This window comes from Fusicatenibacter sp. (genome assembly GCF_050872605.1).
Taxonomy (GTDB): Bacteria; Bacillota; Clostridia; order Lachnospirales; family Lachnospiraceae; genus Fusicatenibacter.
The window spans coordinates 38,795-59,479 of record NZ_JBNMHD010000015.1 but is presented as its reverse complement, the minus strand read 5'-3'; the positions used below and the strand labels follow the sequence as shown (position 1 = coordinate 59,479).

The following is a 20,685-nucleotide window of genomic DNA, read 5'->3' as shown; positions in this document are numbered from 1 at the left end:
CCTCCCTCTATTTTTCCCACATTGTATGTCGTATGAGATGCTGCATCCGTCTGAAAACGGTAAAGCTCTCCGATCAGGCCCGCAAGCTCTGCAATGGCATTTTTTCTTCCGAAATTCAGAAAGGAATGACCGCCCTTTGTTTTTGCCGAAATCCGATATCGGACAGATCCGATGCAGATGGGATACATTTTATCCCGATACAGATCAAAGGCTGCCATTCCGCACAGATTTTCTTCATAATGGTCGACAAGTGCGCGGACGCCGCAGAGATTGCCAAGCCCTTCTTCTCCCAGATCCGCTGCAAAAATCAGACCACAGGGAAGTTCCGGCTCTGTCTCATGAACGTATTTTGCCGCCATCAGAAGCATCACGACATTCACGGTATCGTCTGTGATGCCGGGACAACGCCATATCATTCCGTCTTCTTTGATTTCCAGCGGTTCCTCCAGCGAAAACACGGTGTCCAGATGCGCCGTATACAGAACCTTCTTTTCCTGTTCCGGCCGATACTCCCAGATTACATTTCCAAGCTCATCCGTATGAACCGACTCCATGCCCTGCTGTTTCATCCATTCCATGCAATATGCGATTCTCTGATCCTCTTTTCCCGTTTCCGTCGGGGTCAGTGTCAGCTCCCGCAGCGTCTGCAGCGCAAGTTCTTTGTTGTTCCGGCAAAAGTTTCGGTATTCTTCTTCTATTTCCCATTTTTTACGCATGAAGTACAATCCTTCCTTCTTTGTATTCCCATTCTGTTCCATATCTCTTGCTCACGCGGGTGAGATATTCTGCAATTTTTTCTGCTGTTTTTTCGTCTGCCACGTACGGAATATTTTTTTCTGCGTTTTCCCTGTCCATACCAAGCTCGACCGGCAGAAGCTCCAGATGTGTGCATTTCCCCTGACAGATCTCGAAATACGGCAGCACACTCCGATAGACCTCCGGAATTTCGTAGAGGGAATGTGAGGACTGCTCCTGCCGCCTGGCGATTCCGATGGATGCTGCCGTGTGAATATTCAGACCATATTTTTCCATGTAGTCCGCAGGCAGAAGGCGTACATACTGATTTTCAAAAATAAAATTTCCGAGGCAATAGAAAATCGGACAGTCACGATACAGTTCGATTCCCTTCAGCTGATGCGTTCCGCCCCCGATCACCGCACTGGCTCCCGCATCGATACAGGCGTGTGCAAATTCCTCCAGAAAATAATCCGCTTCCTCGTCATTGTCCTTACGGATTTCATGGGAATGTACCATAACCAGGACTGCCTCACATGTCATCTTCGCTTCCCGGATTGCATCGACGGTGCGTTTCACATCGATCGGATTCGGGCTGGAGCTTCTTCCCTCTGTTCCGTCCTTGCTGATTTCAAACATTTTCCCGCCAAATTCCATGACACCCTCGGGAAGCGGAGCGATAAATCCCTCCTGCCGGTGCAGATCCCGCAGTCCGTTGATTCCAGTCACCTCTGCAATCTTTGCAAGATCCTGCGCATGTTTCTCCGTAATGGTATATTTTTCCGAAAAACGCAACGGATTTAAGCCCGGCCGGCCCGGCTGCCGTTCCGTCTGGCTTCCCGCCCTGGCTGCATTTTCAAAGGTAGAACAGATATCAATCACCGCAATCTGTCCCGCTGTTGTGTCCAGAATGGCAGGACGCGATGCTTCGTAAAGATTTTTGCCTGCTCCGGCATATGCCACATCCTTTTTTTTCAGTTCGCTGATCGTAGATGCCAGTCCTTCGTAGGAATAATCCATCGTATGATTATTCGAAATCCCAAGAAAATTAAAACCGTAACGCATGGTATCTTCCAGACACTTCGCATCTGCAGTCAGCCATGTTCCGCCGGAATACGCCGATGCGTAACAGCTGCCGTCCGATATCGTCGTTTCCAGATTCGCCATCCGAACCTCTCCCTGCATCAGAAATTCGCGAATCGGCAAAACATCCTGATATCCCGGCAGAAGCCGTTTCATAATCAGAATATCACCTGCCGCCGATACTCTTATTGTTCTGTTCATTCTTTTTTTGCCTCCCGAACGATTCCTGCTCTCTGCTTTTGGAATCGCATCTTTATCCATTCTTATTTTTTCGTAACGGTTCAAAAGTCCCATCCCGGTTTTTCTTTCCTTTTACATAGCTCCAAATCGTTACCTTTTCTCTCTGTATCTGCTGCTTCTTTCTACCAGATCCGCAAAAAGGCGGTTCATCTCCGGCGCTGAGTGGATCAGCCCTTCCGGATGCCACTGTACAGCCACAATCTGTCCGTTGCGGCTTTCTATCGCCTCGATAGTTCCATCCGGCGCCGTTGCTGAAACCACGATGTCCTCTCCCGGCGTACGCACTGCCTGATGATGCATGGAGTTTACCGCATGGGTTCCCGCCCCGAGGATTTCTGCCAGATGGGTTCCCTCTTTAATTTCCACATGGTGATGCAGATAAGACCGCTCCAGGGACTGCAGATGCAAAATTGTGGTTTCCTTCTGTGTATAGATATCCTGGTACAGATCACCGCCGCACAGGACATTTAAAAACTGAATTCCTTTGCAGATGCCAAGCATAGGCATTCCCATCTCTTTTGCTGCCCGTCCAAGTGCAAACCAGGCCTCGTCGATCTCCGGACGGATCGTCTGGATCTGCGGTTTTGGCTCTTCTCCATAATACCACGGATTTAAGTCCTCTCCGCCGGGAACCAGAATTCCGTCGCACACAGCAAGTATGCCTTCCGGATCCGCTTTCATGGCAACTGCCGGAATTGCCATCGGAATTCCGCCGTTGTTCAGAACTGATTCGATATAATCGCTGTTGACATACATTCTCTCCGCACTTGAAAAAAGTCCCGGCTGTGTTTTATACGTATTTCCCAAGATTCCAATGATCGGTTTTCTCACTTGTAAACTCTCCTTTTTTACCAGATATGCCGAAAACGGCTTCACCTTTCCTGTGAACCCGCTTCCGGCATTCTTTTTTCTTTCGTTATCCGATTTTTTTACAGTACATCCTGATGGCAGATATGACGGATTTTTTCTTCATCCAATGCCCGGATCACATTTGCTGCCATCGCACTTGCCGCTTCAAGATCTTCTCTTGCACAGAAATTATAATGGCTGTGCGCATAGCGGGATGGAACACCAAGCACCAGACACGGAACTGCTTTTCCTGTCACGCTGATTTTTGCTGCGTTTGTGCTTCCGCCTCTTCTTACGCTCTCCTGGTATTTAATTCCGCATTTTTCTGCTACTTCCTCGGCCAGTGAAATAAACTGCGTATTGGAAATATAGCTGTTGTCCAGGATACGAATCTGAACACCCTTCTTCATGCAGCCCTGTGCCTGTCCTGCGCTGATGAAAAAGTCATCGGAAGGAGATCCCTCAAATACAATGGCAAGGTCCGGTTTTACAATCTGACTTGTTACCACAGCACCGCGGGTTCCGACCTCCTCCTGTGCTGCAAAGGCGCCGACAACATTAACCGCAAGAGAAGCCTGCTCCTTTTCCAGCTGTTTCATCGTATCTACGATGCATGCGCAGCCGGCCCGGTTGTCAAATGCTTTTCCGAAGCAGATCTCATGCTCTGCATCGTATTCAAAGGTTACATCCGGCATCATCGGATCACCGATATGGATTCCGAAAACATTTTCAACCTCCTCGCGGCTGGTTGCTCCGACATCCACATACATTTTTTCAATTTCAAGAGTCTGACTGCTGCGTTCCGCTGTTGTCATGAAATGAACCGGTTTTGCGCAGATAATACCATGTACCATCTTTCCGGATCTGGTGCGGATCCATACCGCATGTGCCGGAAGGCTGGTCAGATGAAAGCCGCCAAGCATGATAATGCCAAGGCATCCGTTGTCCTGGATATTCTGTACCATGAAACCGCATGCGTCCAGATGGGCATCCAGCTGGATGACCGGACGGGAATCCTTCTCTGTTCCCGGCATCCGCACATACAGGTTATTCATTGCGTCATTTTCCACATCAAACTCTTTGCAGTAATCTGCGATGGTACGGATGACATCCTCCTCGAATCCACTTGGTCCAAATGCATCGGAAAGCTTACCAAACATTTCTATATCCATTGTTTTATCCTCTTTTCTTTGGGTTTCTGTCAGATTTATATTTTTAATATACAACAAAGCAATGTGCTGTGACAATATCCATCCAGCGGTCTGTCTCCAGCTTATTTGTGAAGGTATCTACCTTCTGCATTCCCGGATAAAACGACATCGTGTACGCTTTTTTCCAGTCTTTGTAGGTTACCTCATACGTAAAGTGCTCAGGAAGGGCCACCTGGCACTCTTTTTTCTGTCCGGCAACTGCCTTTTTTACCCCTTTCCGGATTTCGGAAATCACCTTTCCTTTCGCTTTGCACCATGTTGCCGCACCGACACCATGCTTCGTTTCCACCGTCGTAATGCCTGGAACCAGTTCCTTGGCCTGCCGGCAGATCTCTTCATCTCCGGAAAGGAACAGCACCGGTACGTGATGTGATGCTGCCGTATAGCTGTTCAGCATGCACTCACTCATCACTTTTCCATTCAGATGGATATACAGGCTGTTTCCTGTCGATGTGTGACTGATCGAAAAATTCGGATCTCCTGCCGGTGCATGGTATCCAAGATACAACACACCGTCATAGCTGTCATCGATGCCATACATCATATTATACGGATGACCGCTCTTTCCCCGGATCAGGGTGACATATTCCGGCATTTTCAGCGGGTCAATGTTAGATGCATCTCCGTGACCGTCCTTTACAACGATCTCATCCGCGCCCGCTTCATGCGCTGCTTCGCATGCCGCAACGACCTCTTCGGTCATCTCCTCTGCAAATCTCTGGTACACGCTTTCCTTCTTATGTGTTTCATCGGTCAGTGCCACTCCGGCACATCCCTCGATGTCTGCACTGATAAAAAGCTTCATTTCTGCTGTTCCCTTCTTTCTTTATCATAAAGATGACAATATACGTAATGTCCGTCATCCACTTCATACCGCTCCGGCGCCTGTGTTTTGCAGCATTCCATGCATTTTGGACATCTGGTATGGAATTTGCAGCCTGTCGGCGGCTTGTGCGCGGACGGAATACTTCCCTCCAGCAGAATTCTTTCTCTTTTTGCCGTCGGATCTGGAACCGGAACTGCAGAAAGCAGTGCCTGCGTATACGGATGCATCGGATTGCTGTAAATTTTCTCTTTTTCTCCGACTTCCACGAAATTACCGAGATACATAACGCCGACACGGTCACTGATGTATTCCACAACGCTCAGGTCATGTGCCACAAAAATGTAGGTCAGATCCAGATCATGCTTCAGTTCATTTAAAAGATTCAGGACCTGCGCCTGAATGGACACATCCAGTGCCGAAACCGGTTCGTCTGCGATGATCAGAGACGGTTCTACCGCAAGTGCGCGGGCAATTCCGATTCTCTGACGCTGACCGCCGGAAAATTCATGTGGGTAACGGTTTGCATGGTAGTCATCCAGTCCTACCCTGTGCAAAAGATCCAGCACTTTCTTTTCCAGATCCGCTTTATCCTGATACAGATGATGCACCAGCAGCGGCTCTGCAATGATGTCAAAAACAGACATCCGTGGATTCAGGGACGCATACGGATCCTGAAAAACCATCTGTACCTTTTTCCGGACGGAACGCATTCTCCGGTCATTGTATTCTGTAATATCTTCGCCATCCAGATACACATGACCCGATGTCAGATTTTCCAGTTTGCAGACGCCTCTTCCCAGTGTGGATTTTCCGCAGCCGGACTCGCCTACAATTCCGAACACCTCGCCTTTTTTTACCTCAAAGGTAACTCCGTCTACCGCTTTGACGAATTCCTTTTTCCCAAATCCGCTTCCGGCAACCGGATAATAAATTTTCAAATCCTCTACTCTAAGTAATGTATCCGACATCCTAGTCACCTGCCTTCTCTACGTGGTCTGTTTTGAGCTGTCCGCTTTCGCAGAGCCAGCATCTGCTGATATGGCCTTCCCCGATCTGGAAAAATCCCGGTTCTGCCTCGCGGCATTTTTCCGAAGCGTATGGACATCGCGGCGCAAATTTGCAGCCTTTCGGCATATATTTCGGGTTCGGAACGTTTCCCGGAATCGAATTCAGTTCTTTTCCGGCATCTCCCAGTCTCGGAATCGATCCCAGCAGTCCTTTCGTATACGGGTGGGACGGATTGGCGAAAATTGTTTTTACATCTCCCCGCTCTACCACGCGGCCACAGTACATAACGGCAACATCATCGCAGACCTCTGCGACAACGCCAAGATCATGTGTAATAAACAGGATGGATGTACCCGTCTCTTTTTTCAGCTGGTTCATCAGATCCAGAATCTGTGCCTGAATCGTTACATCCAGTGCAGTCGTCGGCTCATCCGCAATCAGGATTTCCGGCTTACATACAAGCGCCATGGCAATCATGACCCTCTGTCTCTGGCCGCCGGAAAGCTGGAACGGATACTCCTTCATCATATGCTCCACGCGCGGAACGCCCGTTTTCCGGAGCATATCCTCTGCCTTTTTCAGTGCCTCTTTTTTTGATATTTTTTCATGCTGCAGAACGCATTCTGCCACCTGATCCCCGATCTTCATGACCGGATTCAGACTGGTCATCGGTTCCTGGAAAATCATGGAAATTTTGCTTCCGCGCAGCTTTCTCTGCTGTTCCTTCGTCAGCTTTACAATATCATCGCCATCCAGCAGGATTTCGCCGTCAGCAATTTTTCCTTTCGTTCCGGTCAGTAATCCCATCACAGAGAGGGATGTCACACTCTTTCCACTTCCCGACTCGCCTACGATACCAAGCGTTGCGCCGCGTCGAAGCTCCACATCGACACCGTCTACTGCTTTGATCACGCCGCCATCGGTATAGAAATACGTATGTAAATTTTTTATCTCAAGTACGTTATCAGTAGCCACTTCTGCTCCTCCTTATCAATCGGAAAGTTTCGGATCGAGTGCATCGCGAAGTCCGTCGCCTAACAGGTTAAAGCTCAGTACGGTAAGGAAAATCGCAAGACCCGGGAAAATCGTCACATACATTGCACTTGCCATATAGTTTCTTCCGTTGGAAAGAAGCAGTCCCCATTCCGGTGTCGGCGGCTGTGCGCCCATTCCCAGGAAGGAAAGGCTCGATGCTGTCAGAATGGAAGATCCAAATGACATGGAATACTGTACAATGATGTCCGGAATGGCTCCCGGCAGAATATGGTGAAACAGAATTCTTGCATCGGAAACACCGATGTTCCGTGCCGCCAGGACAAAGACGGAATTTTTCAGGCTCAGCGTTTTGCTTCGGACAAGCCGTGCAAAGGTCGGTGTAGAAAAGACAGCGACCGCAATCACGACGTTGGCCATGCCGCTTCCGAGAATTGCCACAATGGCAATTGCAAGGATCAGTCCCGGAAAAGCGAACAGGACATCGCAGATTCTCATAATAATAGAATCAATCCATCCGCCGTAATATCCGGCCAGAAGTCCGAGGATGGTACCACAGACCGCACCGACCGTAACAGCGCCGAATCCGACCGCAAGTGAAATCCGGGTTCCACAGACGATACGGGAAAACAGATCCCGTCCAAACTCGTCCGTTCCAAACAGGTGCTTCATACTTGGTCCCTGAAGAATCGCATTGTAATCATACTCATTGATTCCGTACGGCACAATTTTGCTTCCGAAAAACGCAAGGAAAATGAGGAAAATGATAAAACAAAGCGCAACTACTGCATTTTTCTGTTTTTTAAATTTTCGAACCATCTCAGAAAACGGAGTTTTAATTTTCTCCTGGCTCTCGGTCTGTACTTTTTTCTTTTCTTTCATTCCACTCATCTCCTACTGAAGTTTAATTTCCGGATTCAGAACCGCATAGAGGATATCGACAATCAGGTTGATGACGATAAACTGCAGCGAAAAGATCAGAATCAGGGACTGGATTGCCGGATAATCTCTGTAATTGACCGATTCAATCAGAAGGGATCCAAGACCAGGATAGGCAAATACCGTTTCTGTGACAACAGAGCCACCCAGCAGAAAGCCGAACTGCAGACCCACAACCGTCACGACGGAAATCATGGAGTTGCGGAACGCATGCTTCCAGATCACAACCTTTTCTTTGATTCCTTTTGCTCTTGCTGTTCTGACGTAATCTTCTTTTAACACCTCAATAATGGAGGATCTCGTAAATCGTGCAATCACGGCTGCAATTCCGACGCCGAGTGTGATGGACGGCATAATCAGACTTTTCAGGCTCGTTCCGCTTGTTGTCGGCAGAATTCGGAGCTTTACCGCAAACAGCATAATCAGCAGGAAGCCGATCCAGAACGAGGGGAGGGAAATACCCGAGACCGCAATCGTCATTCCGGTATAATCCTGCCATTTTCCCCGGTGTGTTCCGGACCATACGCCAAAGAGTACACCCACAACCGAGCTCCACAGCAATGTGACAAATGCCAGACGAACGGTATTTCCGAATCTTCCCGCAACTTCCTTTGTAACCGGCTGCTTTGTACGAAGAGAGGTTCCGAGATTTCCTTTCAAAAGTCCCGTCACGTAGGTAACATACTGTGTCGGAATGGATTTATTGAGGCCAAGCTCTTCTCTTACTGCCTCTACATCATCCTGTGTTGCCTGCTCTCCTGCAACGAGTCTCGCCGGATCTCCCGGAATCAGGCGGACAAAGAAAAATACAAATGTAATAACAATAATCAGTGTGGGGATCGTACCCACAATACGCTTCAGTATATATTTTGGCATATTGTATCTCCTACTTTCATGCTTATCCTACAGGTACAATCCCACGGATCACTGCCTGCTTTCCTGTTTGTAAGAAACCGGCGCCCTCTTTTGACAGAAGGACGCCGGGGTCTTTTTCATATCCTTGTTTCAGTCTGCCGTTATTCGGCTGCCATTCTGGCATTTCTCATGCCGATGCTTCCATCACCTAACAGATATACTCCGGTAATGTTGTTGCTGGTTGCCCAGATATTTTTATCGTTTGCGATGCAGAGCAGCGGAAGATCCTGCCATACAATATCCTGTACTTCTGCATAAATCTCACCACGTTTGTCTTCATCTGCAGTTGCAAGACCATCTTTGAGAAGCTGATCTACTTTTTCGTTCTCATAGTAGCTGATGTTGTAGCTCATCGGCGGCTCAGACTCGGTTGCCAGCATCGGACGAAGTCCCCAGTCGGCATCACCGGTGGAGGTAGACCATCCGCTTAAGTAGCAGTCAACCTCAGCGTCTGCTCCTGCACAGTCAGCTCCCTGAACCTTTTCATTCAGAACGGCACTTTCCATTCCGTTCAGTTCCAGATCAATACCAACCTCTGCAAGCTGCTGTTTGTAGAACTCTGCTTTTTTCTGGTTTGCTGTCGTGTTGGTGTACATCAGTGTTGTGGTAAATCCATCCGGATATCCTGCTTCCTTTAACAGCTCTTTTGCTTTTTCCGGATCGTAGGAATACGGATCATTTCCTTTGTAGTGCTGAACAGCTTCTCCTACCATAGAAGTTGCCACAGAACCGTAACCGTTCATAACTACCTGGATATATGCCTCTTTGTTGATTGCATAAGCCATTGCCTCACGAACCTTAACATCGTTGAACGGTGCTTTCTGTGTATTCATGAAGAAGTACCATACGGTGATGCTGTCGCCCATTCCAACGGATACGTTGCTGTCACCTTTTAAGGTGTCAACGCTTTCGGTCGGTACAGACCACATAATCTGTGCGTCACCTGCCTGAATTGCAGATACACGGGTAGCACTTTCTGCAACCGGTTTGAATGTAATGCTCTTAAATCCTGCATCTGCATCTGCCAGAGCAGTTCCGCCACAGACGTCTGCGTCATATCCCCACCAGTCTTTGTTCAGTTCTACTTTCATATGGTCACCGGCAACCCACTCAACAAATTTGTACTGGCCGGTTCCTACCGGTGCCTGTGCACAGGCATCTTCTCCTGCTTCAATCTGTTTCGGACTCATGATCAGTGTAGCCGGATGTGCCAGGTTGCTGATGAAAGCACCGAATGACTGTGATAAATAAATTGTAACGGTATAGTCATCTACCTTCTCTGCATGATCCAGAACATTACAGAGGAATGTAGTACGTTTCAGTCCAAGGCTCTTGTCTGCCCATTTGTTTACGTTTGCAATCAGGGCATCTGCATTCCACGGAGTTCCATCGGTAAAACTTACGCCCTCACGAAGATGAATCGTATACTCGGTTGCTTCATCGTTTGCTTCGTAACTGGTTGCCAGCATCGGAATGATCTGCATATTCTCATCAAATCCAAACAGGCCATCCATCATCATTCGCTGTACACCGCCGGAAAGTGTATCGGAAGTATCCATCGGATCCATGGTGGTAAAATCCACAGCTACCATTGCCGTAACATCAGAATCCTGGGATACCGACTCGCCTGCCGGAATCGTGATGGTATTCTCCGTATCTGCTTCCGAACCGGATGAGGTCGATGCAGCGGATGCTGTTGATGTAGCTGCTGTCGATGTGCTCTTACTTGTGTCAGAAGAACCAGTCGATCCACATGCTGTCAGTGCCAGTGCCGTTGCTGCTGCAACCAGAGCACGCATTACATGTCTTTTTTTCATTGTTGTCTCCTCCTTTTCTGCAAGTGTTGCTGTTTTCTTTGTTCTTTCTTTTCACAGATAACAGAACTATGAGATATAAAAAAGAGCAAAGATGCCTTACCTTTATTTTACAGCCCCTTTGCTTAATCGGTATTATAGATGTAATGCGTCACTATGTCAAAGCATTCTTCCTGTTTTTTTCTTTTCTTTTTTGTATTTTTGCATTTAGGTTGTTTATTTTCGTCAAAAATGGTATAATTATCCTAATTTTTAACCCATTACCACTTTTTAGCAGGAAAAGAGGATCCTTTATGAACAGAACGCAAAAACTTGGCAACGTATTGATCATTTCTTCCCGGAAGCGAATGCTTTCCGAATTTCAGTCTTATCTTCACTCCGTGCTCGGTGAATATCTCACCTTCAATACCCTTTTAAGGGAACAGGCCACAGACCCCTCTCTCTTCCGGGGATACCAGTGCGTCCTTTTTCCAAGCGCCCGTGCATTGGAAACCTTTCCGCTTACCATCGACTCCTCCATTTTGCAGCTCGCCTGCGACCGTGTCTTCAACCATATGTTTCTGGATAAAATCATTCAGATTCCGCCGCATGAACGTGTCTATCTGGTAAACGACGATAAATCCTCCACGCTCGCTATCATTTCCCAGCTCGAGGAATGCGGCATCACCCAATATGACTTTGTTCCGTTTTATCCCGGATGCAAGGATACCGAGTCTGACATTCAGTTTGCCATTACCGCCGGCGAGCCGCAGCTCGTTCCTTCCCGCATTCCGAATGTGCTGGATATCGGCAACCGTATCATCGATATTTCTACTATTTTACAGCTCTGCGAATATTTCAACATTCCTCTGCAGACCGTAAACCGTGTATCGCGCAATTACGTCAATCAGATTCTTCACACCGTCAAGACCTCAGAAACCTACTATACCAATTATGTGCAGACCGAACAGCTCATGCAGGTGATCCTGTTCTCTCTTCCCGTTGGCGTCTGTCTGTTTGGCGCGGATGGCCGCATTCAGTTTATGAACGCTAAATTTGCACATGCCTTCTCTCTTCCCTCCTCCAATTTTGAAGGGCAGCCTTTTTCGGAATGTCTTCCGCCTGCCTACGCAGATACTGCTTTCGACCGCAACGGCGACTGGACCATTCTCCTTTCGGATCAGAAGACACAGATTACGTTAAGCGTTCTTTCTATGGTGTTTCCGGATACAGAGCCTGTTTTCCTTGCATTTCTTCCCGGGGGCAGATCCACAGAGGCACCGGCAGCCGAAGAAGAAAAAACGGAAGAAAGCACTTTTTTTGCTTCCTCCCGTACATTTTCTCTTTCCCTTTCCCACGCAGATTCCGTCCAGAATCTAATGACCCAGGCCAGACATCTTGCACTTTTTGATTTTCCGATTCTGATCCAGGGGGAAAGCGGTACACAGCGCCGGACACTCGCACGTGCAATCCACAATTTTTCGCGCCGCCACCATTATCCGTTTTCCGTTCTTCACTCTCCGGGAAATGATCTGACCGAAGCCTCCCTGCTCCGGCTTCTTGCCGAAACCAACCATGGCACACTCGTTCTTTCCCAGGTGGACCGTTTCCCGCTTGCCATTCAGGATCTGCTGGTCAATGTTCTTACCAATGTTCATGGAAATTTCTTTTCCGCACCGGAAACCCACCGTTTCGATGTGCGGATCATTGCCATTGCGGATGATAACCTTTACAAAAAAGTAGAAAAAGGAACCTTCCTGCGGGAGCTTTTTCATCTTTTAAGTGCTTCGGAGCTTCAGACCGTCCCGATCCGCAGACGCAGGGAGGATATTCCCGATCTTCTCAATTACTTTCTGCTTCAGTTTTTCCACAATTCCGATATGACCTGCGACCGGATCTTTTCGGAAGGGCTTCTGCGCTTTTTGAAGGAGTATGCGTACCCCGGAAATATTCATGAGCTGTACAATCTGTCCTGCAGCCTGTTTACCCGGTACAACAGTCATAAACTGCAGCTTTCCGACCTGCCGACGTACCTCCGCTCCCGCCAGATGGCTGATGTTTCCCTCACCGATCTTCAATATCAGGTTCTTTCTTTCGTATCGACGCATCCGAAAGCAGGCCGCCTGGCCATCAAAAACGGACTGGCCGACGGAGAAACCTTTGTATCCGAAGCGGCTCTGCGCACCGTGCTCGGAGAGCTTTCTTCCGCCGGTTATCTCATCGTGCACCGCACAAAGGGCGGATGCGAAATCTCTGAGCTGGGGCGTATGGTTCTGGAAAAATGATTTATTCCAGAAATCCCGGTTTTTCCAGAAACTCGGCAAGGCTGCGGTATCTGGCTCCGTCCAGGCCTCTTTTTTCCTTTGCGGTTACCATAGAGTTCAGGATTGCTTCTTCCGCAGCCTCTGCCGCAGCTTCAAATGCCTCGTTAATTTTTTCTTCTTTTATCCGGGCGCACGCTTCCACTTCACATGTACTCTTTGTATCCACGCGGTTTGCCGTTGTAAATCCGATCATGATTTCACCGCTTCCGTGGCCGGTATAGGCTCCCGTTCTGGCGATTCCGACTCCGCAGCGGCGGATGATCCGGTACAGCTGCCGCTCCGATACCGGAAGATCCGTCGCCAGAACCGTCATGATGGATCCCCGGTCTTCGGCGCTGCTTCCGCATTCTTCTTTCCGGATCTGTTCCAGGATCCTCTCCCCTGCCGGTTTTCCACTGATTTTCAAATCTCTGGTTGCCCCGAAATTCGACTGTACCAGTACACCGATGGTATATGTTTTTCCATCAAGTACCAGCGTGCGGGATGACGATCCGATTCCCCCTTTCAGTCCATAACAGATCGTTCCTGTTCCGGCACCGACAGCTCCTTCCGCAAAGTCTGTATCCGCCTGCTCCAGTGCCTGATACAGCTCTTTTTCCCCCACTGCCCGGTTCCCAATCTCATTGATCCTCGAGTCGTTGCATTCTCCGACAACCGGATTGATAGAGAAAACATCTTCTCCTTCTTTTTTGGTCTGCTGTATCATCCAGGAAATCATGGCATCCGCCACTTTTCCGACATTCAGTGTATTGGTCAGGGCAATGGGCGTTTCGAGAGTTCCGAGTTCCTGTATCTGTACAAGACCGCATGTTTTTCCGAAACCGTTATGCACGTAAGCAGACGCCAGGTATTTCTTCAGAAACGGATTCCCCTCTCCCGGTACAATCACCGTCACACCGGTATGCTGATTTCCGTCTTCCACCGTCGCATGGCCTACCCGCACCCCCGGTACATCCGTAATTTTGTTTCGCGGACCGCTTTCACGATGGCCAATCCGATATCCGTAATCGCTGATTCTCTTCTGTCTCATCCTGTTTCCTCCTCTTTTTATGATGTACTCCCGGAATTTTTCAGTTCACACAAAGACAGGCACAAAAAGACTCCGAAGGTACATTTTTCTCTCACTTTACGCTCTCTTCTTGCTTCTGTCCATACCTCTTCCCGCAATTTTTCTTCTTTTCTTTATATTTTTTCCATTTCTTTTAGAATTTGGACACACTTTGCTCACATATTCCTTTTATAATAAATCTCGGATAGTTGATAAACCACTCACTATCTCCCCCCTCATAAAAAGATGGCGATATACTTTTGTATATCGTCATCTTTCTTTTTTGCTGACGTAAAAACGCCCCCGGGCGGAAAACGTAACCACTTCCGTTTTCCGCCCGGGGGCATTTTTTTACTCAGGCTTCTGCAGCAGCTTCCTCTGCTTCCGCTTCTGCCATCGCCTGTTCGTACTGTTTCAGGATAATAGTCTGAATTTTTTCCCTGGTTCCGGAGTTGATCGGATGTGCGATATCGCGGTACTCCCCGTCCGTAGCCTTACGGCTCGGCATTGCGATGAACAGTCCTTTCTCTCCTTCGATTACTTTAATATCGTGTACGACAAACTCGTCATCGATTGTGATGGACACAACCGCCTTCATTTTTCCTTCTTTTGTAACCTTGCGTACTCTAACGTCTGTAATGTTCATAAATTTTTATGCCCCTTTCACCTCATAATCAGATGGCGTATCTTTCGTTTTTCTCGACAACAATCTTGATGCCGTCCTCACCACAATGATAGGAGTTTGCACGGATGGTGTCCCTGCTTTCCACAATACAGTTCTCAATGTGAGTGTTGTCTCCAAGATAGACATCGTTTAAGATGATGGAGTTTTTAATCACACAGTTGTTTCCTACATATACTTTCTTGAACAGAACAGAGTTCTCAACCTGTCCGTTGATGATACAGCCGCTGGATACGAGGGAATTTTTCACTACGCAGCCCGGGTTGTATTTTGCCGGCGGAAAGTCGTCAATTTTGGAGTAGATGCCGGGATACTGACCGAAGAAGTAATCTCTTACCTCCGGTTTCAGGAAATCCATGTTGGTTCTGTAATAGGAATCTACGGTAGCAATGTTGCTCCAGTAGGTATTGATCTTGTAGCCGTAAATCCGTTTCAGGTTCTTGTAACGGATTAAGATATCTTTTACAAAGTCGTAGCGGTCTTCCTGTGCACTGCGCTCAATCATTTCGATCAGCTGGCGGCGGCGGATGACATAGATACCGGTAGAAATCACATTGGAGCTGGAAACCATCGGTTTTTCCTCAAACTCCTCGATGCGGCAGTCCTCATTCATCTTCAGGACACCGAACCGGCTGGTATCTGCTTCTCTGGACTCGGTGCATACCACGGTAACGTCGGCGCGTTTTGCGATATGGTACTCCAGCACCTTGTTGAAATCCAGTTTGTATACGCCGTCACCGGAAGCGATGACTACATATGGCTCATGGCTGTTTTTCAGCCAGGTCAGGTTCTGGCTGATCGCGTCTGCGGTTCCGCGGTACCACCAGCTGTTATCTGTTGTAACGGTTGGTGAAAATACGAACAGACCGCCGTGTTTTCTTCCGAAATCCCACCATTTGGAGGAGCTTAAGTGCTCATTTAAGGATCTGGCGTTGTACTGTGTCAGGACAGCCACTTTCTGAATATGAGAGTTTGCCATGCTGGACAGAGCGAAGTCGATGCTCCGGAAACTGCCTGCGACCGGCATAGCTGCAACGGCTCTTTTGTTGGACAGCTCTCTCATTTTGTTGTTGTTACCGCCTGCAAGAATAATTCCCAATGCTCTCATATTACTCACCGTCCTTTTCTACAATTGCTCCGCCGGACGGAAGTGTGCCATCCGGGTAATCCTCAGGGGAAGTTTCGCCGGAAATGCAGACATTCTTTCCAATGGTTACGCCATCCGGAATGACTGCCTTTTCTCCAACGGTCACAAGTCCGAATCCGTAAATATTCGGTTTTAAGACATTCGGCGCTTCCTCGCCAACGCCCATTACAACATGCTTGCCAACCTGTACGTTCTCCGCAATAATGGCCTTATTGACCTGGGTTCCCTCACCGATTGTGCTGTGGCGCATAATAATAGAATCTCTTACGACAACACCCTTTTCAATACGCACATCCGCGCCGATGACAGAATTATGTACCTCGCCGTAAATCTCAGCACCCTCGCCGATGATACAGCGGTCGATGACAGCGTCCCCGGAAACATACTGCGGACGGATGATATCACCTTTAGTATAGATTTTCCAGAATTCCTCATATAAGTTAAACTCCGGAATAATATCGATCAGCTCCATATTTGCTTCCCAGTAGGAGCCAAGCGTTCCGACATCCTTCCAGTAGCCGTTGAACTCGTACGCAAACAGGCGTTTTCCGTTGTCGCGGCAGTACGGCAGAATGTGTTTTCCGAAGTCACAGCTCGGCTGATCCTTCAGGGCCGTCAGAGACTCCTTTAACGCTTTCCAACTGAAAATATAGATACCCATGGAAGCGAGGTTGCTTCTCGGGTGCTCCGGTTTTTCTTCAAATTCGGTAATTCTTCCGTTTCCGTCTGTGATCATGACACCGAAACGGCTTGCTTCTTCGATCGGTACCGGCATACATGCGATGGTTACGTCCGCGTGGTTTGCTTTGTGGTAATCCAGCATTACTTCGTAATCCATCTTGTAAATGTGGTCACCGGAAAGAATCAGAACATATTCTGGGTTGTATGTTTCCATATAAGCCATGTTCTGGTAAATTGCATTTGCCGTTCCTGTATACCATTCGCTGTTTGTACTTTTTTCGTATGGCGGCAGAACGGTTACGCCGCCTTCGTTTTTATCGAGATCCCACGGAATACCGATTCCGATATGGGTATTCAGCCGCAGCGGCTGATACTGGGTCAGTACGCCTACCGTATCAATTCCTGAATTGATACAATTACTGAGCGGGAAGTCGATGATTCGATACTTTCCGCCAAATGCTACTGCCGGTTTTGCCACTTTCTCTGTGAGCACACCGAGACGGCTTCCCTGGCCGCCTGCCAGCAGCATTGCTATCATCTCTTTCTTAATCATGCAATCACCTCTTGTCGTATCTAAAGATTTGCAGTAACTGTAAGAATGTACGGTATACTTTCTGTCTGCCTTCAGAAATAATCCCTGTCGGTCCTGGCTTTTCATATCCACGCACTTCTTTGATAACTACATCTAAAATTATATCACACTTCTTTCCCATTGTGAACGATTTTTATAATCTTTCTTTATTTTTTTCTTATATTTTATCACTTTTGACTATGCATTTTTTTTTGCGCCAAAAGCCAAATCATGATTTTCTACAATTTTCGACATCTCATTCATGAATTTTTATCAGTTTTTGTCACACTACGCCGGTTTTGATTTGCAATATATTATTTTGCATATAGTTTCGTTTACACTACTTATCTATTATTTTTTATTTCATTTTCGTTTTCCTGTGCTTTTTTTCTTTTACTTTTCCGGCAAATACGTGTATACTATTAGCCAGAACAGTTCCGGCCGGATTCCGGGGAAACGGCTTTGGATTTTACTCTGTTCCTTCCTATGATTAGTTGAGAAAAATTCCCCAATTCAGTGAAAAGACACATTGAAGGAGATACTATGTACGAAGTAGATTTCAGTAAACCAATCCATATACATTTTATCGGCATCGGCGGCATCAGCATGAGCGGCCTTGCTGAGATTCTTTTAAAAGAAAATTTTACGATTTCCGGTTCCGATGCAAAGGAAAGTGACCTGACCCGCCACCTGACTTCTCTTGGCGCACAGGTTTTCTACGGCCAGAAGGCGGAAAATATCATTCCTGGCATCGACCTTGTCGTTTATACTGCAGCGATCCACCCGGACAACCCGGAGTTTGCCGCTGCCAAAGCTGCCGGCATTCCGATGCTGACCCGTGCCGAGCTGCTCGGACAGATCATGCGCAACTACGATACACCGATCGCCGTTTCCGGTACCCACGGAAAGACAACGACAACCTCCATGCTCTCCCACATTCTGATGGCAGCCGACTGTGATCCGACCATTTCTGTCGGCGGTATTCTTCCGTCCATCGGCGGAAATATCCGTGTCGGCCACTCCGAAACTTTCCTGACCGAGGCATGTGAGTACACCAACAGTTTCTTAAGCTTCTTCCCGAAAATCGGCATCATCCTCAACATGGATGCGGACCATCTCGACTTCTTCAAGGATATCGACGACATCCGCCACTCTTTCCGCGAGTTTGCCCGTCTGCTCCCGGCCGACGGCATGCTGATCATCAATGCCGATACACCGAAATACGATTACGTGACCGAAGGTCTTGGCTGTAAGGTTGTCACCTACGCACTGGAAAACCAGGCTGCCGCTGACTATACTGCTGCCAACATTACCTACGATGAGCTGGATCACCCGTCCTTCGACTGCATCTGCCGCGGCGAACTGCGCGGCCACTACACGCTGATGGTTCCGGGACTCCACAATGTTTCCAATGCACTGGCTGCCATCGCACTGGCCGATGAACTGCAGCTGCCGGAAGACGCCATCCACGAAGGCTTTGCGACCTTCCGCGGAACCGACCGCCGTTTCCAGTACAAGGGCACCTGCCACGGAGCAAAGGTGATCGACGATTACGCGCATCATCCAACCGAAATCCGTGCAACGATGGAAGCTGCCGGAAACTGTGCACACAAAACCCTGTGGTGCGTTTTCCAGCCGCATACCTACACCAGAACGAAAGCGCTGCTCGATGATTTCGCCGCCGCTCTTTCCCTGGCAGACCATGTGGTTCTCGCCGATATTTACGCAGCCAGAGAAACCGATACGCTCGGCATCTCCTCCAAAGATATCCAGGAGCGCATTGTAAAACTCGGCACTGCCTGCGAATATTTCCCATCCTTTGCGGAAATCGAAAACTATCTGAACGAAAATCTTGCCGAGGGCGACATGCTGATCACCATGGGTGCCGGAGACGTTGTAAAAATCGGTGAGGAGCTTCTTGCTTTCGAAAAATAAAATCATTCTTTCGCTTTACCTGCTCCCTGTGGAAAATGGAGTTTTCCTTTTTCCACAGGGTCTTTTTTTGCTCCGAATCCACACAATCTGTCTTTTCGCCAAATAGTTACGCACAATTTTATTCACAGCTATTTTCCTGTATTTCCGCCTGTTTTCAGAGTTATCCACATTGTCCACAATTTTATACACATTTTTACGATCCACACAATGTGGATTCCCTGTGTATAACTTTGTTTACATAACGATATCAACAGAAATTCCTACACTTCCCTGTTTTCCGCCATTTTTCAACATTTTTGGTAGATGATAATATTCCGCAGAACGGATTTCTCCACATTATCCACATTGTCCACAGTCCTTTTTCATCCACCGTGCCTTTTTCCCGGAATGTTTTTTTCCGCAAAACACCTATTCACTTGTCGAAAATACTGTGTTATACTTGATTGTGTATGAGAAGGCAAGACGTATAATAAAAAAACAGATCGCTAAAAGTAAAAATCTGCCGCACGATAAGAACAGGATGGTGTAATTTTGAGTATGCTGACATTAAACAATGACTGCCTGGCCAGTGTGACTGCTGTGCCGGATCTTTTTCTGGAACAATATATGCCCGCAGCCAACGGAGAATTTGTAAAAGTGTACCTTTATCTGCTGAAGCTGGTCAAAGACCATCAGCAGGATTCCGCTCTGTCATCGATGGCAGATTTTTTTTCCTGCACGGAAAACGATATCGTCCGTGCGCTGAAATACTGGGAGAAGCAGGGACTCCTCTCGCTCTCCTACACCGCCGGGGAAAGCGTTCCGACCGGAATCGCCTTTCTGCCGCTTGTCCGGAAGGAAGAAAGCGGAATCCTTCCAACACCGGAATCCTCGATTTCCGGTCCGATTGCGGCTGCACCGGCTGTTTCTGCTGTATCCGTTGAAATCCCGCAGACGGAACAAAACCCGGCTCCATCACCACAGCCGGCCGTTTCTGCCCCATCTGTCTCTTCTCCGGCAGATGATCTTTCCAGTTCCGGTATTTCCGGACAGTCAGCAGAAAAAAAACACGCTCCCGGCAGCCGCGAAGAACTGCAGCATGTTCTTTACGTTGCGCAGACGTATTTCGGTCATCTTCTGTCGCCGACGGAAATCGAATGCATCATGTTTTTCTATGATGATCTCCATTTTTCCGCGGATCTTCTGGAATACCTGGTGGAATACTGTGTTTCGAAGGGAAGCACCAGCATCCACTACCTGAAAAAGGTAGGACTCGCCTGGCAGGAAAGCGGAATCCACGATGTTGCCTCTGCCAAACAGGAGACCACGACATTCAACAAACATTACTACACAATTTTGAAAGCATTCGGCATCCGCAACCGCGCACCGGTGGAAAAAGAAGCCGAGATGATGGACCGCTGGCTGAATACCTACGGTTTTACGATTGATCTTATCACCGAAGCCTGTCAGCGCACCGTTTCCAAGATCGGCCAGCCGAGTTTCCAGTACGCGGAAGGCATTCTCTCCAAATGGAAGGAACAGGGCGTCCGCTCCATGGCAGACGTCGAGCAGCGCGATGCGGAGCACCAGAAAAGGAAAAAAACCGCATCGGATCAGAATGCGGCACGAAAAACCGCTCCTGCTGCTTCGAATAACCGCTTCAACAATTTCCATCAGAGAGAATACGACTACCAGAAGTTAGAAGAACAGCTTCTGAAATAACGCC

General features: G+C 48.1%; 17 protein-coding genes. 3 read left to right on the top strand and 14 right to left on the bottom strand.

What is annotated here, in order from left to right; all coding sequences use genetic code 11:
- The 10 genes from ACY2VT_RS06580 to ACY2VT_RS06535 form a co-directional block, all read right to left on the bottom strand.
- On the bottom strand, positions 1 to 716 hold a 716-nt coding region (locus ACY2VT_RS06580), incomplete at its 3' end, for a M20/M25/M40 family metallo-hydrolase (protein ID WP_461879334.1).
- The gene (locus ACY2VT_RS06575; RefSeq protein ID WP_461879333.1) at positions 709 to 2,019 is read right to left on the bottom strand and encodes a CapA family protein; all 1,311 of its coding nucleotides are present in this window, start codon (positions 2,017 to 2,019) and stop codon (positions 709 to 711) included. The genes ACY2VT_RS06575 and ACY2VT_RS06580, both read right to left, overlap by 8 nt.
- A gap of 129 nt (positions 2,020 to 2,148) precedes the next feature.
- Entirely contained in the window at positions 2,149 to 2,889 is a 741-nt protein-coding gene (locus ACY2VT_RS06570; RefSeq protein ID WP_055226730.1) for a gamma-glutamyl-gamma-aminobutyrate hydrolase family protein, read from the bottom strand.
- 98 nt (positions 2,890 to 2,987) lie between these two features.
- Positions 2,988 to 4,079 carry a M42 family metallopeptidase gene (locus ACY2VT_RS06565; protein WP_173812724.1) on the bottom strand — a complete coding sequence of 364 codons (1,092 nt, stop codon included), beginning with the start codon at positions 4,077 to 4,079 and terminating at the stop codon, positions 2,988 to 2,990.
- Between the two features lie 43 nt (positions 4,080 to 4,122).
- The gene (locus ACY2VT_RS06560; protein ID WP_461879332.1) at positions 4,123 to 4,923 is read right to left on the bottom strand and encodes a M55 family metallopeptidase; all 801 of its coding nucleotides are present in this window, start codon (positions 4,921 to 4,923) and stop codon (positions 4,123 to 4,125) included.
- Positions 4,920 to 5,912 carry an ABC transporter ATP-binding protein gene (locus ACY2VT_RS06555; protein WP_117805054.1) on the bottom strand — a complete coding sequence of 331 codons (993 nt, stop codon included), beginning with the start codon at positions 5,910 to 5,912 and terminating at the stop codon, positions 4,920 to 4,922. Before ACY2VT_RS06555 ends, ACY2VT_RS06560 begins: the two co-directional genes overlap by 4 nt.
- 1 nt (position 5,913) lies before the next feature.
- Positions 5,914 to 6,927, bottom strand: a complete 1,014-nt coding sequence (locus ACY2VT_RS06550; protein ID WP_461879331.1) for an ABC transporter ATP-binding protein — start codon at positions 6,925 to 6,927, stop codon at positions 5,914 to 5,916.
- A gap of 15 nt (positions 6,928 to 6,942) precedes the next feature.
- Positions 6,943 to 7,827 carry an ABC transporter permease subunit gene (locus ACY2VT_RS06545; RefSeq protein ID WP_177270328.1) on the bottom strand — a complete coding sequence of 295 codons (885 nt, stop codon included), beginning with the start codon at positions 7,825 to 7,827 and terminating at the stop codon, positions 6,943 to 6,945.
- 12 nt (positions 7,828 to 7,839) lie between these two features.
- A complete protein-coding gene (locus ACY2VT_RS06540; RefSeq protein ID WP_461874839.1) occupies positions 7,840 to 8,760 on the bottom strand; it encodes an ABC transporter permease in 921 nt (306 codons plus the stop codon).
- 140 nt (positions 8,761 to 8,900) lie between these two features.
- Positions 8,901 to 10,616 (bottom strand): ABC transporter substrate-binding protein, encoded by a 1,716-nt coding sequence (locus tag ACY2VT_RS06535; RefSeq protein WP_461879330.1) that lies wholly within the window; start codon positions 10,614 to 10,616, stop codon positions 8,901 to 8,903.
- A 290-nt stretch (positions 10,617 to 10,906) separates the two neighbouring features.
- Here ACY2VT_RS06535 and ACY2VT_RS06530 point away from each other — a divergent pair, with 290 nt between their 5' ends.
- The gene (locus ACY2VT_RS06530; RefSeq protein WP_461879329.1) at positions 10,907 to 12,877 is read left to right on the top strand and encodes a sigma 54-interacting transcriptional regulator; all 1,971 of its coding nucleotides are present in this window, start codon (positions 10,907 to 10,909) and stop codon (positions 12,875 to 12,877) included.
- 1 nt (position 12,878) lies between these two features.
- On the opposite strand, the gene ACY2VT_RS06525 is transcribed toward ACY2VT_RS06530, so the two are convergent.
- The 4 genes from ACY2VT_RS06525 to ACY2VT_RS06510 all read right to left on the bottom strand — a co-directional run bounded on the left by ACY2VT_RS06525 (position 12,879) and on the right by ACY2VT_RS06510 (position 17,027).
- Entirely contained in the window at positions 12,879 to 13,946 is a 1,068-nt protein-coding gene (locus ACY2VT_RS06525) for a P1 family peptidase (RefSeq protein ID WP_461879328.1), read from the bottom strand.
- 373 nt (positions 13,947 to 14,319) lie between these two features.
- Positions 14,320 to 14,610 carry a septation regulator SpoVG gene (gene spoVG, locus ACY2VT_RS06520; protein WP_022463229.1) on the bottom strand — a complete coding sequence of 97 codons (291 nt, stop codon included), beginning with the start codon at positions 14,608 to 14,610 and terminating at the stop codon, positions 14,320 to 14,322.
- A 28-nt stretch (positions 14,611 to 14,638) separates the two neighbouring features.
- Positions 14,639 to 15,754, bottom strand: a complete 1,116-nt coding sequence (gene glgD, locus ACY2VT_RS06515; protein ID WP_177268039.1) for a glucose-1-phosphate adenylyltransferase subunit GlgD — start codon at positions 15,752 to 15,754, stop codon at positions 14,639 to 14,641.
- Between the two features lies 1 nt (position 15,755).
- Positions 15,756 to 17,027 carry a glucose-1-phosphate adenylyltransferase gene (locus ACY2VT_RS06510; protein ID WP_461879327.1) on the bottom strand — a complete coding sequence of 424 codons (1,272 nt, stop codon included), beginning with the start codon at positions 17,025 to 17,027 and terminating at the stop codon, positions 15,756 to 15,758.
- 561 nt (positions 17,028 to 17,588) lie between these two features.
- Here ACY2VT_RS06510 and murC point away from each other — a divergent pair.
- Together murC and ACY2VT_RS06500 are read left to right on the top strand one after the other, a co-directional pair.
- Positions 17,589 to 18,980, top strand: a complete 1,392-nt coding sequence (murC, locus tag ACY2VT_RS06505) for a UDP-N-acetylmuramate--L-alanine ligase (RefSeq protein WP_461874847.1) — start codon at positions 17,589 to 17,591, stop codon at positions 18,978 to 18,980.
- A gap of 537 nt (positions 18,981 to 19,517) precedes the next feature.
- Positions 19,518 to 20,681: a DnaD domain protein gene (locus tag ACY2VT_RS06500; RefSeq protein WP_461879326.1), complete on the top strand. Its 1,164-nt coding sequence runs from the start codon at positions 19,518 to 19,520 to the stop codon at positions 20,679 to 20,681.
- The last annotated feature ends 4 nt before the right edge of the window (positions 20,682 to 20,685 follow it).